This is a genomic window from Glycomyces luteolus (genome assembly GCF_027622875.1).
GTDB lineage: Bacteria > Actinomycetota > Actinomycetes > Mycobacteriales > Micromonosporaceae > Glycomyces > Glycomyces luteolus.
Map to the genome: position 1 here is coordinate 99,657 of NZ_JAPZVP010000006.1, position 14,866 is coordinate 114,522.

Annotated in this window: 17 protein-coding genes; 6 read left to right on the forward strand and 11 right to left on the reverse strand. The window is 70.0% G+C overall.

Annotated elements, in window-relative coordinates; all coding sequences use genetic code 11:
• Positions 1-24: 24 nt before the first annotated feature.
• Positions 25-1,122 (forward strand): C45 family autoproteolytic acyltransferase/hydolase, encoded by a 1,098-nt coding sequence (locus O1R50_RS09300; RefSeq protein WP_270109704.1) that lies wholly within the window; start codon positions 25-27, stop codon positions 1,120-1,122.
• Here O1R50_RS09300 and O1R50_RS09305 read toward each other — a convergent pair.
• The 9 genes from O1R50_RS09305 to O1R50_RS09345 form a co-directional block, all read right to left on the reverse strand.
• Entirely contained in the window at positions 1,119-1,976 is an 858-nt protein-coding gene (locus O1R50_RS09305) for a TrmH family RNA methyltransferase (RefSeq protein WP_408612655.1), read from the reverse strand. The two genes, O1R50_RS09300 and O1R50_RS09305, sit on opposite strands and share 4 nt — an antisense overlap.
• A gap of 56 nt (positions 1,977-2,032) precedes the next feature.
• Positions 2,033-3,070, reverse strand: coding sequence for an SPFH domain-containing protein (locus O1R50_RS09310; protein ID WP_270109706.1), 1,038 nt, complete (start codon positions 3,068-3,070; stop codon positions 2,033-2,035).
• A 103-nt stretch (positions 3,071-3,173) separates the two neighbouring features.
• Positions 3,174-3,620 (reverse strand): NfeD family protein, encoded by a 447-nt coding sequence (locus O1R50_RS09315; protein ID WP_270109707.1) that lies wholly within the window; start codon positions 3,618-3,620, stop codon positions 3,174-3,176.
• A 100-nt stretch (positions 3,621-3,720) separates the two neighbouring features.
• Positions 3,721-4,761: a ferrochelatase gene (locus O1R50_RS09320; RefSeq protein WP_408612666.1), complete on the reverse strand. Its 1,041-nt coding sequence runs from the start codon at positions 4,759-4,761 to the stop codon at positions 3,721-3,723.
• Between the two features lie 16 nt (positions 4,762-4,777).
• On the reverse strand, positions 4,778-5,560 hold the full coding sequence (fabI, locus tag O1R50_RS09325; protein ID WP_270109709.1) for an enoyl-ACP reductase FabI: 783 nt from the start codon (positions 5,558-5,560) through the stop codon (positions 4,778-4,780).
• Positions 5,561-5,611: 51 nt separating this feature from the next.
• The gene (locus tag O1R50_RS09330; RefSeq protein ID WP_270109710.1) at positions 5,612-6,316 is read right to left on the reverse strand and encodes a beta-ketoacyl-ACP reductase; all 705 of its coding nucleotides are present in this window, start codon (positions 6,314-6,316) and stop codon (positions 5,612-5,614) included.
• Between the two features lie 107 nt (positions 6,317-6,423).
• Positions 6,424-7,374 carry a VWA domain-containing protein gene (locus O1R50_RS09335; RefSeq protein ID WP_270109711.1) on the reverse strand — a complete coding sequence of 317 codons (951 nt, stop codon included), beginning with the start codon at positions 7,372-7,374 and terminating at the stop codon, positions 6,424-6,426.
• 36 nt (positions 7,375-7,410) lie between these two features.
• A complete protein-coding gene (locus O1R50_RS09340) occupies positions 7,411-8,304 on the reverse strand; it encodes a DUF58 domain-containing protein (RefSeq protein WP_270109712.1) in 894 nt (297 codons plus the stop codon).
• A 14-nt stretch (positions 8,305-8,318) separates the two neighbouring features.
• Positions 8,319-9,404, reverse strand: a complete 1,086-nt coding sequence (locus tag O1R50_RS09345) for an AAA family ATPase (protein ID WP_408612656.1) — start codon at positions 9,402-9,404, stop codon at positions 8,319-8,321.
• Between the two features lie 383 nt (positions 9,405-9,787).
• Between O1R50_RS09345 and O1R50_RS09350 the strand changes: the two genes are divergently transcribed.
• The 4 genes from O1R50_RS09350 (at position 9,788) to O1R50_RS09365 (ending at position 12,658) form a co-directional block, all read left to right on the forward strand.
• Positions 9,788-10,351, forward strand: a complete 564-nt coding sequence (locus O1R50_RS09350; protein WP_270109714.1) for a dienelactone hydrolase family protein — start codon at positions 9,788-9,790, stop codon at positions 10,349-10,351.
• Between the two features lie 26 nt (positions 10,352-10,377).
• Positions 10,378-10,578, forward strand: a complete 201-nt coding sequence (locus O1R50_RS09355) for a hypothetical protein (RefSeq protein ID WP_270109715.1) — start codon at positions 10,378-10,380, stop codon at positions 10,576-10,578.
• A 22-nt stretch (positions 10,579-10,600) separates the two neighbouring features.
• Positions 10,601-11,107: a PH domain-containing protein gene (locus O1R50_RS09360; RefSeq protein WP_270109716.1), complete on the forward strand. Its 507-nt coding sequence runs from the start codon at positions 10,601-10,603 to the stop codon at positions 11,105-11,107.
• A gap of 129 nt (positions 11,108-11,236) precedes the next feature.
• Positions 11,237-12,658, forward strand: coding sequence for a PH domain-containing protein (locus O1R50_RS09365; protein ID WP_270109717.1), 1,422 nt, complete (start codon positions 11,237-11,239; stop codon positions 12,656-12,658).
• Positions 12,659-12,710: 52 nt separating this feature from the next.
• Here the strand turns inward: O1R50_RS09365 and hisG are convergent, their stop codons facing one another.
• Both hisG and O1R50_RS09375 read right to left on the reverse strand, forming a co-directional pair.
• Positions 12,711-13,556: an ATP phosphoribosyltransferase gene (gene hisG / locus O1R50_RS09370; protein ID WP_270109718.1), complete on the reverse strand. Its 846-nt coding sequence runs from the start codon at positions 13,554-13,556 to the stop codon at positions 12,711-12,713.
• Positions 13,557-13,580: 24 nt separating this feature from the next.
• On the reverse strand, positions 13,581-13,844 hold the full coding sequence (locus O1R50_RS09375; protein WP_270109719.1) for a phosphoribosyl-ATP diphosphatase: 264 nt from the start codon (positions 13,842-13,844) through the stop codon (positions 13,581-13,583).
• 194 nt (positions 13,845-14,038) lie between these two features.
• Between O1R50_RS09375 and O1R50_RS09380 the strand changes: the two genes are divergently transcribed.
• Positions 14,039-14,767, forward strand: a complete 729-nt coding sequence (locus tag O1R50_RS09380; RefSeq protein ID WP_270109720.1) for a GH12 family glycosyl hydrolase domain-containing protein — start codon at positions 14,039-14,041, stop codon at positions 14,765-14,767.
• Positions 14,768-14,866: the final 99 nt, after the last annotated feature.

Below are 14,866 nucleotides of genomic sequence, written 5' to 3' on the forward strand. Positions count from 1 at the left end.
TTCGCCTTTGTCACAATGGCTTTCATGACTTCGCTTCCGCTTCTCCACCTTCAGGGCAGCCCGCATCGGCAGGGTCTGCAGCACGGCGAGGAACTGCGGGAGGCGATCGCCGCCAACGTCGCGGTCTACCGGTCCCGGATGCTCACGTCGGGCGTGCCCGAGGGCGAGCTCGCCGAGCGTTCCCAGCGGTTTCTGAAGCAGTTCGAGCGGTACGACGCCGGTTACCGGGCGACGATGGACGGGATCGCGGAGGCGTCCGGGCAGGATCTGCTGGACATCGCCCTGCTCAATGCCCGGTACGAACTGCTGTACAGCGCTTGGAGCGAGTTCGGGCGGCCCACGGTCGACAGCATCCGGTCCGAGTGCACCTCGTTCGGCGGCTCCGACGGGGTGTTCACCGCGGCTGGGACGCATATCGGGCAGAACTGGGACTGGTTCACCGGTGTCGAAGGGGCCCTGCTGCAGTGGGAACACGACGGTACGACGGTGATCGGATTCACCGAGGCCGGCGTCGCCGGAGCGAAGATCGGGCTCAACAGCGCCGGGATCGGCTTGTGCATCAACGGACTCGGGGCCTCGGCCGATGACTGGCGCCTCGACACGGTGCCGTTCCATCTCCGGTCTCGGCGGGTGCTGGAGTCGACGAGCCTCGCTGAGGCGATCGGGCACGCCGTCGGTCCTCGTCCCGCTTGCTCTTCGAACTTCTTCATCGGGAGTGCTTCGGAGGGTGTGGCCACCGTCGAGACCTCTCCCCTGGGTTCCCGGGTGATCTACGAGGACGGCGACGCTCCTCTGGTGCACGCCAACCACTTCCGGGATCCGGAGGCGCTCGGGGTCTACCAGAGCTGGCTTGAGACCGGTCGGGTATCGACGTACCACCGGTGCGAGCGGATGGAGACGCTGCTCGCCAAGGAGTCGCCGGTGTCGACCGAGCGTCTGCACGCCGCCATGCGGGACCACGAGGGCGGGCCGCTCGGGCTCTGTCGTCATCCCGTCGAGACCGATCCCGTTGAGCTGCAGACGCATACGGCCTTCGCCGCCCATCTGGAGCTCGACGCCAGGCGGTTCTCCTACACGTGGGGACCGCCCTGCGAGTCCGAGTTCGCCACGGTGAGCCTCTAGCGGGGCGTCGGCTGGGACAGCTCCCAGCAGGCCACCGCCGTCGCCGCGGCGACGTTGAGGGAATCGACGCCCGCGTGCATGGGGATGACCACGGTGCGGTCGCAGGCGTCCAGTGCGGCCTTCGTCAGGCCGGGGCCTTCAGCGCCGAACATCAGGGCCGGGCGTTCGCGTTCCTCGGCGCTCACCCGGCCGATGTCGATCGCGCCGCGCGAAGGGCTCAGGCCGTGCAGGGTGAACCCGGCGTCGCGGACCTGGGCGAGGCCGCTCGGCCAGGGCTCCAGGTAGGCGTAGGGCACGGCGAACACCTCCCCCATGCTCACGCGCACGCTGCGGCGGTACAGCGGGTCGGCGCAGTCAGGGGCGAGGAGGACGCCGTCGAAGCCGAGTCCGGCGGCGACGCGGAAGATCGCGCCGATGTTGGTGTGGTTGTTGATGCCTTCGAGGACCACGAGGCGTTTGACGCTCGTCAGGAGGTCCGCCGGGGCCGGGAGTTCCTTGCGGTGGAACGAGGCCAGCGCGCCCCGGTGGACGTGGAATCCGGTCACGGATTCGAGGACGTCGGGCCCGGCGGTGTAGCAGGGGGCGTCTTCGGCGAGGTGTGCGAGCTGGTCGGCGCGTTTGGCGTCGATGAGCATCGAGCGCATCCGGTAGCCGGCGCGGAGGGCCCGGTTGATGACCTGGTGGCCTTCGGCGATGAACAGGCCGTTGGGTTGTTCGAAGCGGGTGCGGAGGGCGAGGTCGGTGAGGGCGCGGTAGTCGCCTAGGCGCTCGTCCTCGGGGTCGTGGATGTGGATGACGTCGGGCACCCGGTGATTCTCCACTACGGGTATGGCAGCGCCCGGGGAGTCCCTCATGGCGAACCTTGCGAGCCATGAATTGGCAGAGCGGACTCCCCGGGCGTCACGTCGTATTAGGCCGGGGCGGGCGGCAGCTCGTTGTTCACGGGCTTCTTGCCTTCGCCGATGTCCTGGACCTCGCGGGCGGCCTTTTCGGCGGCTTCGAGGGCCTGGGCGGCCGAGTCGTCGAGTTCGAGGGCGCTCGTGTCGACCTCGACCTCTTCTTCGTCCTGGGCGCTTTCGGTGATCCCGCCGAGGGCGTTGCCGATGCCGCCGAGGGCCTTGGTGAGTTCGGCGGGCACGACCCAGACCTTGTTGGCGTCGCCTTGGGCGATCTTGGGGAGGGTCTGGAGGTACTGGTAGGCCAGGAGCCGGTCGGTGGGCTTGGCCTTGTGGATGGCCGCGAAGACGGTCTGGATGGCCTTGGCCTGGCCGTCGGCGCGGAGGACCTCGGCGTCGCGGGCGCCCTTGGCGCGGAGGACCTGGGACTGCTGCTCGCCTTCGGCGTTGAGGATCGCGGCGCGCTTGGTGCCTTCGGCGTTGAGGATGGCAGCGCGGCGGTCGCGCTCGGCGCGCATCTGCTTCTCCATGGCGTCGCGGATGCTGAGCGGCGGTTCGATGGAGCGCAGTTCGACGCGGGTGACCTTGAGGCCCCACTTGTCGGTGGCCTTGTCGAGTTCGGCGGCGAGGCGGGCGTTGATCTCCTCGCGGCTGGTGAGGGTCTTCTCCAGGTCGAGCGAGCCGACGACGTTGCGGAGGGTGGTCGTGGTGAGCTGCTCGACGCCCGCGAGGTAGTCGTCGATGCTGTACACGGCGTCGGTGGGCTTGGTGATGATGTAGTACAGCACGGTGTCGATCTGCACGCCGAGGTTGTCGGCGGTGATCACGGGCTGGGGCGGGAAGTTGACGACGCGCTCGCGGAGGTCCACTTTGGCGCGAACGTTGTCGACGAACGGCACCAGGAGCCGGGGCCCGGGTTCCAGGGTGCGTCGGTACTTGCCGAGGCGTTCGATGATGTAGTTCCACTGCTGGGGAACGATCTTGATCGAGCGGAACAGCACGATGATGAAGAAGATCGCGACTATCAGCAGCAGTATGCCTACGGCGTCCATGGTGTTTCAGCCTCCAGTGGTCTGGCGGATCGGCGGGCTTTTCTCTTGGCTTGCTCTGGGTCTGGTTCCAGACGTTGCGGAAAGGCTATACGGGCGTGGCCAGTCAGCTCTGCTTCCAGACGATGACGGTGGCTCCCTTGATTTCTACCACTGTCACGCTGTCTCCGGGTTCCAGCACTTGGTCGGGTTCGAGGGGGAAGGCGGTCCAGTTGTCCCCGTGGATCTCGACGAGGCCCCCGGAGAGGTCGACCTTGGTGAGGACGCGGGCCTCGGCGCCTTCGATGGCGCGGGTGCCGAAGACGCGGGGGGTCCTGTCCCCGCCGGAGTCGCTTTCGAGGGCCTGCTTGAGGAAGGGGCGGAGGCCGAAGATGGAGGCGAGGGAGCCGGCCCCGAAGAGCACGGCTTGGAGCCAGAAGGGGGCGCCGAGGGCGGCGCCGATGCCGGCGAGGACCGCGCCGACGCCGACCATGGCGAGGACGAGGGTGCCGGTGAAGAGTTCGATGGCGCCGAGGATCACAGCGGCGATGATCCAATAGAAGACGGGTTCCACCCGTCAAGCATGTCATGCGGATCCGACCAGCGGGGATTACGGTGCGGGCCCGCGTCCCGGTTCGGACGCGGGCCCGGTGGTCTTCAGCGGTTCGAGCGCGCTAGCGGCCCCGGTGCTTCTCGGGGGCCGGGGGCCTGCGGGCGGGGCAGCAGCCCTCGACCGTGGGGTCCCAGACGGGGAGCTTGCCGAGGCGCTGCAGGGGCGCGCCCAGGACGCGCTCGGCGACGAGGTCGCGGAACATGCCGACGAGGTCGGCGCCGACCTCGGGCGTGCCGGCCCGGAGGTAGCGCAGGCCGAGTTCGGCGGCGGTGTCCTTGGCCTCGTTGTCGAGGTCCCACAGCACTTCGATGTGGTCCGAGAGGAAGCCGACGGGGCTGACCACGACCGTGTCGACGTCGTCGGCGGCGAGGGCCTTGAGGTGGTCGTTGATGTCGGGGGCGAGCCACGGCATCGACGGCGGGCCCGAGCGGGACTGCCAGACGACGTCGAAGAGCCCGTGCCACCCGGCGTGCTCGGCGACGAGCGCGGCCGCCTCGGCGACCTGGTCGGAGTAGCGGGCGCCTTCGGGGCCGGAGCACTCGTCCATGACGTCGGGGATCGAGTGGGCGGTGAAGACCACGCGGGTCTTCGACTGGTCCTCGATCTGGCCGAGGCTCTTCTTCAGCTGGTCGGCGAAGCCGCCGACGAAGCCCGGGTGGTCGAAGAAGTGCCTGATCTTGTCGATGACGGGCGCGGTGTCCCCGACGGCGGCGCGCGCGGCGTTGATGTCCTCCACGTACTGGCGGCACGAGGAGTACGAGCCGTAGGCGCTGGTGCACAGGGCCAGGGCGCGCTTGACGCCGTCGCCGGTCATCTGGGTGACGGCGTCGACGAGCATCGGGGGCCAGTTGCGGTTGCCCCAGTAGATGGGCAGGTCGATCCCGCTGACGCGGAACTCCTGGCGGAGGGCGTCGAGGACCTCGCGGCACCACTGGTTGATCGGCGAGATGCCGCCGAAGTGGTAGTAGTGCTCGGCGACCTCGGCAAGGCGTTCGTCGGGTATGCCGCGGCCTCGGGTGACGTTGCGCAGGAACGGCAGCACGTCGCCGGGGCCTTCGGGGCCGCCGAACGAGACGAGCAGGACGGCGTCATAGCCATTCATTGTCATGGCGGCTCCGCTACTGCTCGGTGCGCTCGACCCCGACGGCGTGGAAGCCGCCGTCGACGTGCAGGATCTCGCCGCTGGTGGCCGGGAAGAGGTCGGACAGGAGCGCCGCGCAGGCCTTGGCGACCGGCTCGGAGTCCGTGAGCGACCAGCCGAGCGGGGCGCGCTCGGTCCAGGCCTTCTCGAAGGCCTCGAAGCCCGGGATGGACTTCGCGGCCATGGTGCGCTGCGGACCCGCGGACACGAGGTTGACGCGGATCCCCTTGGGGCCCAGGTCGCGCGCGAGGTAGCGGTTGGCGGACTCGAGGCCGGCCTTGGCGACGCCCATCCAGTCGTAGACCGGCCAGGCCTGGCTGGCGTCGAAGGTGAGACCGACGATGGAGCCTCCGTTCCCCATCAGCGGCAGGCAGGCCATGGCGAGGGCCTTGTAGGAGAAGGTCGAGACCTGCAGCGCAGTCGCGACGTCCTCCCACGGGGTGTTGAGGAAGTTCCCGCCGAGCGCCGACGGCGGGGCGTAGGCGATGGCGTGCAGGACGCCGTCGATGCCGTCGACGTGCTCGCGGACCTTCGCCTCGAGCCCGGCGAGCTGCTCGGGGTCGGTGGCGTCGAGCTCGATGACGGGGGCGGGCGTGGGGAGCTTCTTGGCGATCCGCTCGACCAGGGACATGCGTCCGAAGCCGGTGAGGACCACTTCGGCGCCCTGCTCCTGCGCGTACTTCGCCACACCGAAGCCGAGGGACTGCTCGGTGATCACCCCGGTGATGAGCAGCCGTTTGCCGTCCAAGAATCCAGTCATCTGTTCCTCCGTCGTTATTCGTGCTTGCAAATACTGTGGCGCTTCAGGGGCCTAGTGGCCCATGCCGAGGCCGCCGTCGACGGGGATGACCGCGCCGTTGACGTAGGCGGCGTTGTCGCCCGCGAGCCAGGTGACGGCGCCGGCGATCTCCTCGGCCGTGGCGAAGCGCTTGGCGGGGATCGAGTCGAGGTAGGCCTTGCGCTGGGCCTCGGGGAGCGCGTCGGTCATGTCGGTCTGGACGAAGCCGGGGGCGACGACGTTCGCGGTGATGTTGCGCGAGCCGAGTTCGCGGGTGATCGAGCGGCTGAGGCCGACCAGGCCGGCCTTGGACGCGGCGTAGTTGGTCTGCCCGGCGTTGCCGTAGAGTCCGACGACCGAGGAGATGAAGATCATGCGGCCGAACTTGGCGCGCAGCATCTTCGAGGAGGCGCGCTTGGCGACCCGCCACGCGCCCTTGAGGTTCGTGTCGATGACGCGCTCGAACTGCTCGTCGCTCATGCGAAGCAGCAGCGTGTCGTCGGTGATGCCGGCGTTGGCGACGAGGATCTCGACGGGGCCGAACTTGCCTTCGACGTCGGTGAACGCGGCGTCGACCGAGGCGGTGTCGGTGATGTCGCACTGGACGCCGTAGAGGCCGTCGGGCGCGCCGGTGCCGCGATGGGTGACGGCGACGTTGTCGCCCTGGGCCGCGAAGGCTTGGGCGATAGCGAGACCGATCCCGCGATTGCCTCCGGTGACGAGGACCGTGCGCGCCATTGTTCGAACTCCTCAAGTTTCTTTGTACGAAGCCACCGACGATCGTAGCGACGGGCCCCTTCAGTGGCGAAGGGGCCTTCACGCACCGTGTGGCACCCGCCTCAGGTTCAGGTGAGGCGGGAGGTCCAGGCGAGGCTCAAGCCGGCCGCCGCGAACAGGAGGATCATGGCGGTGCCGATGAACCACTGGGAGATGTCCTGGGCGATCGTCTGGTGCGCGAGCGAGGACTCCATGTCCTCGTAGACGGACCGGAGCTGCTCGGCGGTGACGGCCTCGTAGAAGTTCCCGCCGGTGCCTTCGGCGAGCTCGGCGAGGGCCTCGCGGTCGACCGGGACCGAGACGAGCTCCTGGTCGAGTTCGATCACGCCCTCGTCGGTGCCGAACGCGACCGTGGAGACGGGGATGTTCGCGGCCGAGGCGGCCTCGGTGGCCTCCTCGACGGTGCGCCCGGCCGTGCGGTAGCCGTCGGACATGAGCAGGACGCGGGCGGGCGGGAGCGTGCCAGACTCGTCGGCGGGCACCTGCTGCACGGCCTGGAGCGACGCGAAGACCGCTTCACCGGTGGCGGTGGCCTCGGCGAGGTTGAGGCCGAGGATCGCGGAGGCGACGCTCGCGTGGTCCTTGGTCGGCGGCACGTTGACCGAGGCGAACCCGGCGAAGGAGACGAGGCCGACGTTGTACTCCTCGGGCAGGTCGTTGACGAACCCGGCGGCGGCCTCCTTGGCGGCCTCGATCCGGGTCGGCGACACGTCTTCGGACATCATGGACAGTGAGACGTCGACGGCGAGGATGATCGTGGCCCGCTCCTGCGGCTCGTCGACGTCGACCGCGGGGCGGGACATGCCGCCCACGAGCACGGCCAGGGCGATCACGAGGAGCCCGGCCGGGAGGTGGCGGCGCCAGCCGGGGACCTTGGGCACGAGCTTGGCCAGGAGCGAGGCGTTGGCGAACCTGACGGCGATCCGCTTGCGGGCGAACTGGGCCCAGACGTAGACCGCGGCGAGCGCGGCGACCGGGATGAACGCCAGAAGCCACATCGGTTCGAGCAGGCGGATCAACGGTTCTCCTCCGTGTCGTGAAAAGGTGCGGTGGCGCTAGCGGTAGGCGGCGAGGTGGCGGCGCTGCGCGATGAACGCGGCGATGTCGCGCAGCCAGTCCGAGCCGGTCGAGAGGCGCAGGTGGGACGCGCCGCCGGAGCGGATGCCGGCGGCGATGCGGCGGCGCTGTTCGGCGGCTGCTTCGGCGTATCGGGCGCGGAACCGCGCGTTGCCGGTCTGGACCTCGACCGTGGCGCCGGTTTCGGGGTCCATCAGGTCGAGCACGCCGACGTCGGGGAGCGCGAGCTCGGCCGGGTCGAGGATCTCGACGCACAGCACCTGCTGGCGCACGGCGAGGCGGCGCAGTTCCCGGGGCCAGTCGCTCGGATCGTCCTCGTCCTCCAGGAAGTCGGAGATGACGATCGCGAGTCCGCGGCGGCGGGCGTGTCGACGGGTCTTGTCGATGAGCTCGGCGAGATCGCCGGCGCCCTCGCCGCGCGGCAGCGTGGTGACCGTTCTCAGGAGCGAGCGGGCGCCGCCGCGGCCGGGGCGCGGCGGGATGGCCTTGGCGGGGCCGCCTTCGGTGACGACGGCGCCGATGCGGTTGCCGCCGCGTCCGGCGAGGTAGGCGAAGGCGGCGACAGCGCCTTCGGCGAGTTCGCGCTTGAGCATGCCGACGGTGCCGAAGTCGAGGCTCGGCGAGAGATCGACGGCGAGCCAGGTCTCGAGTTCGCGGTCGGCGATGGTGGTGCGGACGTGCGGCACGGTCGTGCGGGCCGTGACGGGCCAGTCCATGCGGCGCACGTCGTCCCCGGCGCGGTATTCGCGGGCCTCGCCGGCCTCGGTGCCGGGCCCGGGCAGCAGGCCCAGGTAGTCGCCGTGCAGCAGCCCGTCGAGGCGGCGGGTGACGTTGAGCTGCAGGCGGTCGAGAGCGCGGAGATCGTGTTCCAAGGGAACCGTCGCACTCACCAGGCGCCCGGCTGCTGCGGCTGGTAGGACTCGGAGCGCGGGGCGGCGTCCTGGCGGGGGCTCACCGTCGGGGCCGGGACGGCCGCGAGGAGCTGGGCCACGAGCTGGTCGGTGACCACGCCGTCGGCCATGGCGTCGTAGGAGAGCACGAGCCGGTGGCGGAGCACGTCCGGTGCGATGTCGTCGAGGTCCTGCGGCAGCGCGTAGTCGCGGCCCCGCAGCAGCGCGATCGCGCGCGTGGCGCGGATGAGGCCGAGCGAGGCGCGGGGGCTGGCCCCGTACTGGATGTGCCGGGCGATGCCGCCCAGGCCCGCGGCCGCCGGGTTGCGGGTGGCCATGACGATGCGCACCGCGTAGTCGACCAGGGCGTTGTGGATGAACACGCCGTCCGCGGCCTGCTGGAGCCGCAGGAGGTCCTCGGTGTCGAGGATCCGGTCGGGCACGGGCGAGTCGACGCCCATACGGAAGACGATCTCGCGCTCTTCGGCGTCGGTGGGGTAGCCGACGTTGACTTTGAAGAGGAAGCGGTCGCGCTGCGCCTCGGGCAGCGGGTAGACCCCCTCCTGCTCGATCGGGTTCTGGGTGGCCATGACCAGGAACGGCTTGGGCAGCACGTGCGTCTGGCCGCCGATGGAGATGCGGCCCTCGGCCATGACCTCGAGCATCGCGGACTGGACCTTCGCGGGAGCGCGGTTGATCTCGTCGGCGAGCACGAAGTTGGTGTAGACGGGGCCGAGCTCGACGTCGAAGGCCTCTCTGGACTGCCGGTAGATGCGCGTGCCCACGATGTCGGCCGGGACCAGGTCGGGGGTGAACTGGATGCGCTGGAAATCGGCGCCGACGACCTTCGCCATGGTCTCGACCGCGAGGGTCTTGGCGACGCCGGGCACGCCTTCGATGAGGCAGTGCCCGCGGGCCAGCAGCGCGGCGAACATCCGCTCGACGAGGGCGTCCTGGCCGACGATGACCTTCTTGATCTCGAACAGCGCCTTCTCCAGCAGGGCGGCGTTCTCCGCCGGGGTGGAACTCACTGCTGAGGGTCCTTTCGAGCGGTCTGAACGGTCGGCCTCGGCTGATCCCATGTCGGCTCCTGCCCGTGCGGTTCGGTCTGGTCCTGTCGATACTAATTCGCCCGTTCGAGGATGGCAGGGGGCTGCACGGACCCGCGCGGCGCTCCCGCACCGGAATTTGTCGGGAACCCGACAGTTCTCACCGAACCCCTTGCGGCACAGGGGGTCTAAACTGCCACGACACCGCTGCGGCAAACGGAAAGGCGCTATTTGCCCAGAAGCGTGACACGCCGCGCGGATTCAATCCGTTGCTGCGAAATGTCGGAGCGCTATGCTTTCTGCAACCCGCACGACTTCCCCCGTGGTCGTGCGGGTCTTTTCATGCCCGGAGGGCCGCCGCGCGCGGTCGTTCCGGGGGACGTGCTTTCGGCCCCAGGGCAACTAGAATTCCCCTCATGCCCCGCCGCCGCCAGGCCCTCCTGCTCCCCGGACGCAACTACAGCGTCCAAGGGCCGCTGCTGATGTACACCCACGTGGCCCTGCAGTCCCGTGGCGCCCATACCTATCCGCTGGTGTGGCGGGGCGTGGACCAGCTCGCCGCCGACGAGCAGGCCATGATCGACGGCGTGTGCGAGCAGACCGAGGCCGTGCTCGACCGCGTGCACAACGACGACCCGCCGCTCCTCATCGGCAAGTCCCTCGGCACGGCCGCCGCGATCCTCGCCGCGCATCACGGGCTCCCGGCGATCTGGTTCACGCCGTTCCTCCAGCACTATCCGATCGTGCAGGCCCTGCGGCGCTCGACCGCGCCGTACCTGCTCGTGGGCGGCACCGCGGATCCGGCGTGGAACACCGCGCTGGCCCGCGAGCTGCCCGGGGAGGTCTGCGAGGTGCGCGGGGCCGACCACGGCATGTTCATCCGCGGCAGGCCGCTGGTCGAATCGGCGCACGCGATGGCGGACGTGATCGAAGCGGTGGAAGCGTTCATCGACACAGCGGTGTGGCCCCGCACCGGCTGAGGCGGCACTTGGCGGACAATCGCGCTGTGACTTCCGATCCCGAGGCGCCCATCTGCTCGTCGCGCGGCTGCCGCAACACGGCGGCCTGGATGCTGCTGTGGCGCAATCCCCGCATCCACGGCTCCGACCGCGTGAAGCGGTGGGCCGCGTGCGACGAGCACGAGCCGGTGCTGCGCGAATTCCTCACAGCACGCGGATTCCCTTGCGAGACCCAGAGGTTGCCGTGATCGAGCGTGGAATGATCGAGCGATGAACGCGAGAGCGGTCCCCGTGTGGGACCTGTGGCCCGGCGGGATCGAATGGCAGCCGATGTCGCCGAAGCTGCGCACGGTGTGGGTGCTGCGGAGCCTGCTCAACGTCTTGATCCTGGCGGTGGCCGCCGCGGTCCCGCTGACGATCTGGCTCGGCTGGGACGGACTGCTGTGGGCCCTCGGCGGCTACGTGCTGCTCGCCGGCCTGCGCGCCCTCGCGGTCTCCCGCACCGTGCGGACCTGGGGTTACGCCGAACGGGAGCAGGACCTGCTGGTGCGGCACGGGCTGCTGACGCGGCGCCTGAGCATCGTCCCCTACGGCCGCATCCAGCTCATCGACCTCTCGGCGGGGCCGATCGAGCGGATGTTCGGGCTCACCACGGTGCAGGTGCGCACCGCGGCGCTGGGTTCGAACACCGAAGTGCCCGGGCTCGACCCGCTGGTGGCCGCCGCGCTGCGCGACCGGCTCGCCGTCCGCGCCGCCGAGGTCCGGGAGGGCCTTTGACGAATGGCAGCGGCGCCGCCGACTTCGCCAGGTGAAGCCACTTACAGAAAGGTCACGGATGTGTAAGTATCGGTTCCGAATTACCGTCCAAGCACCTGAAACCAAATCCGGCCAGGTTCAGGGAGCGACGTGAGTACCGACGAGCCCGCTCCCCCGCTGGCGCCCGCGCCCTACGGCCCGGCGCCGTACGCGCCGAGCGCGCCGCCCGAGGGCATGCAGCGCCAGCGCCTGCATCCGCTCACGCCGCTGCTGGAGAGCGTGCGGTTCCTCACCGCTGCCGCGGCGGCGGTGGGCATCCAGATGTTCACGTCGCGGAACTTCCTGTTCGCGGTGTACGCGGCGGTGGCCGCGGCGGTCGTGGGCGGCATCGCGAGCCTGATCGCGCTCCAGTTCCGGGGGTTCGTGATCTGGGGCCGGGAGCTGCACATCTACGGCGGCGTGTTCACGCGCAGCCACCGCACGGTGCCGCTGGACCGGCTGCAGTCGGTGGACCTGGCGCGGCCGCTGCGGGCGCGGGTGTTCGGCTTGGCGCAGTTGAACATCGAGGTCGCGGGCGGCGACGGGACGGACGCGCGGCTCGCGTACCTCAAGCACGACCGGGCGCTGGAGTTGCGTGCCGAACTGCTGTCGATCGCGGGGAGGCCCGGGGCGGCGCCGAAGCTCGAGCGCGCGGAGGAGTCCGCTGCGGAGGCTCCGGCGGCGCCGCTGGTGCCGCCGGTGACGGTGCGGAAGCTGGCGGTGGCGTCACTGCTCGAGGCGCTGCCGGTGCAGTTGACGGCGCTGCTGGTCTTCGGGACCGCGTTCGCGGTGACCGGATCGATCTTCGGGTTCACCAAGGTCGCGACGGCGCTGTGGTTCGGTTTCTTCGCTCCGGCGCTGCTGGGCTACCTGCAGAGCACGGTGGCGACGGTGAACCGTTTCCTGCGCAACTGCCGGTTCCGCATCACCCGCGACGGCGGGAACCTGCTCATCGAGCGGGGCCTGACGGACACGAGCCACGAGACGGTGCCCGTGGACCGGGTGACGGCCGTGAGTTTCGACGAGCCGATCCTGTGGCGGCGCAAGGACTGGCGGCGGGTCGAGGTGTGGACGGCCGCGGTGGCGCAGCAGAGCACCAGCGTCGTCAAGTCGACCACGGCGCTGCCGGTCGGCGGTCCCGCGGAGGTGGCGCTGGTGGCGGCCGAGGCGGTGCCGGAGCTTCCGGCGGCGTTCGCGGTGGAGCGGCCGCCGAGTCGGGCTCGGTGGCGGATGCCGTTGCGCTGGAAGCGGACCGGGGCGATGCTCGACGAGAAGGTGTTCGTGGTGCGGCACGGCTGGTGGGTCAATACGTATGTGGCGGTGCCGTACGCGCGGATCCAGTCGGTGCGGGTCGTGCAGGGTCGGCTGCAGCGGATGCAGGGGCTGGCCACGGTGCACGCGATGACGGCCGGGGGCCTCGGGCACACGGCGAAGGCGGCGCACCGCGACGTCGGTGAAGCCGTCGCGATGGCCGCCGAGCTGCGCAGGCGGGCGGACGCGGCCGCGGCGCTCGAGGCGCCGCGGCTCAGCTGATCGGAGCGGTGTCAGCGCAGGCGAACCCTAGGGCCTGCAGGCGGCGCTGTGCCTAGAGCCGGCAGGCGTCGATGTTCGAGGCCAGGATGCCGCGGGCGCCGATCTCGTAGAGGGCGTCCATGACCCGGTGGAGCTCGGCGCGCTCGGTCATCGACTGGACCGCGACCCAGCCTTCCCGATGCAGCGGGGAGACCGTCGGCGATTCGATGCCGGGGGTCAGTTCGACGGCGGCTTCGAGGAGCTCGGCGCGCACGTCGTAGGCGAGCATCACGTAGGAGCGGGCCACGAGCACGCCGCGGAGGCGACGCAGCAGCTGCTCGACGGCCGCGGACTGGCCGTTGCCGGCCTTGCGGACCAGGACCGCCTCGGACTGCATGATCGGCTCGCCGAAGATGGCGAGTCCGGCCTGCTTCAGGGTGGTGCCGGTCTCGACCACGTCGGCGATGGCGTCGGCGACGCCGAGCGCGATGGCGTTCTCGACCGCGCCCGCGAGCTTGACGATCTCGGCCTTCACGCCGTGTTTCTCGAGGTCCGAGCGGACGACGCCGGGGAACGAGGTCGCGATGCGCTTGCCGTCGAGGCCCGCCACGGTGTCGACGGCGCCCGGGCGGGCGGCGTACCGGAACGTGGAGCGGCCGAAGCCGAGAGCGAGCACCTCTTCGACCTCCTCGCCGGAGTTCACGGCGAGGTCCTGGCCGGTGATGCCGAGGTCGAGGTCACCGGAGGCGACGTAGGTGGCGATGTCGCCGGGGCGCAGGTAGAAGAATTCGACGTCGTTGGCGGCGTCGAGGGACTGCAGGTCGCGGCTGGAGCCGCGCTGGCGGTAGCCCGCCTCGGTGAGCATGTCGGTGGCGCCCTGGGAGAGCGATCCCTTGTTGGGCACGGCGATGCGGAGCATGCGGATGGGCCTTTCAGAAGCTGGTTAGAGGTACCGGTACACGTCGTCGAGGCTGATGCCGCGGGCGACCATCATCACCTGGAGGTGGTAGAGGAGCTGGGAGATCTCCTCGGCCGCGGCCTCGTCCGACTCGTATTCGGCGGCCATCCAGACCTCGGCCGCCTCTTCGACGATCTTCTTGCCGATGGCATGGACGCCGGCGTCGAGCTGGGCGACGGTGCCCGACCCCTCGGGTCGGGTGGCGGCTTTGTCGGCGAGTTCGGCGTAGAGCTGCTCGAAGGTCTTCACGGCCGGAATTCTACGTGGCGGGCCTGGATGCGGCGACCGCGAACCGCCTGCCGCTACCGCTGGCCGGGACGGTGAGACCCAGGTCGCACCCAAGGTGAGACTTAATCGGGTCGTGTGATCTAATCCAGTTGTCATCATTCGACCCGTTTTGTCGTCCTATGTGGCATCGAACGGGACAACGGAAGGCAGACGAGATGCGACGCAGAACGCTCTTCACCGCCGGCGCGGCCACGCTCGTGGCGGGCACGGCGGCCGTCGGCACCCTCCCGGCATGGGCGCAGACCGGCGACGACGAGGCCGGGGCGGCCCAGACCTGGACGTCCGACGAGCAGTGGGGCAACTGGACCTCCGGCGACTACACCTTCTATAACAACATCTGGGGCTCCGGCGCGGGCTCCCAGTCGATCTGGGCGAACGCGCCCGGCGACTGGGGCGTGCGGGCCGACCACCCGAACACCGGCGGGATCAAGTCCTACCCGAACGTCTCCTACACCTTGGGGCGCAACGTCTCCGAGATGGGGCAGGTGACGAGTACCAACGCGGTGGGCGTCCCGACCGGCGACGGCCTGGCCTACAACACGGCCTACGACGTGTGGGGCAACGGCAACGAGCACGAGATCATGATCTGGACCAACTGGCACGGACCGGTCGGCCCGATCGGCGGCCCGTCCGGCGAGGTCGATATCGGCGGCCAGACCTGGACTTACCACCAGGGCAGCAACGGCGCCAACGAGGTCTACAGCTTCCTGGCGAACTCGCAGAGCACCGAGGCCTCGATCGACATCACCGGCCACTGCCAGTGGCTGGTCGCCCAGGGCCACATGCCTGAGGTGCGGATCGACCAGATCCAGTTCGGCTGGGAGATCACCTCCGCCGCGGGCGGGCACGACTTCACAGTGAACGACTACACGCTGACCGTCTGATCCGGCGCGAAACGGAGGGGGGGGGGCGGGGGGGCGGGCGCCCCCCCCGCGCGCGCGCGCAACACCCCCAGGGGGCCGCGGGCGCGTGGGGAGGGCCCG

What these genes read in the sequence shown, in the direction of transcription:
- O1R50_RS09300 (WP_270109704.1), top strand. Translation starts at nt 25, where the DNA reads ATGACTTCGCTTCCGCTTCTCCACCTTCAGGGCAGCCCGCATCGGCAG.
- O1R50_RS09305 (WP_408612655.1), bottom strand. Translation starts at nt 1,976, where the DNA reads ATGAGGGACTCCCCGGGCGCTGCCATACCCGTAGTGGAGAATCACCGG.
- O1R50_RS09310 (WP_270109706.1), bottom strand. Translation starts at nt 3,070, where the DNA reads ATGGACGCCGTAGGCATACTGCTGCTGATAGTCGCGATCTTCTTCATC.
- O1R50_RS09320 (WP_408612666.1), bottom strand. Translation starts at nt 4,761, where the DNA reads ATGAATGGCTATGACGCCGTCCTGCTCGTCTCGTTCGGCGGCCCCGAA.
- fabI (WP_270109709.1), bottom strand. Translation starts at nt 5,560, where the DNA reads ATGACTGGATTCTTGGACGGCAAACGGCTGCTCATCACCGGGGTGATC.
- O1R50_RS09330 (WP_270109710.1), bottom strand. Translation starts at nt 6,316, where the DNA reads ATGGCGCGCACGGTCCTCGTCACCGGAGGCAATCGCGGGATCGGTCTC.
- O1R50_RS09345 (WP_408612656.1), bottom strand. Translation starts at nt 9,404, where the DNA reads ATGGGATCAGCCGAGGCCGACCGTTCAGACCGCTCGAAAGGACCCTCA.
- O1R50_RS09350 (WP_270109714.1), top strand. Translation starts at nt 9,788, where the DNA reads ATGCCCCGCCGCCGCCAGGCCCTCCTGCTCCCCGGACGCAACTACAGC.
- O1R50_RS09360 (WP_270109716.1), top strand. Translation starts at nt 10,601, where the DNA reads ATGAACGCGAGAGCGGTCCCCGTGTGGGACCTGTGGCCCGGCGGGATC.
- hisG (WP_270109718.1), bottom strand. Translation starts at nt 13,556, where the DNA reads ATGCTCCGCATCGCCGTGCCCAACAAGGGATCGCTCTCCCAGGGCGCC.
- O1R50_RS09380 (WP_270109720.1), top strand. Translation starts at nt 14,039, where the DNA reads ATGCGACGCAGAACGCTCTTCACCGCCGGCGCGGCCACGCTCGTGGCG.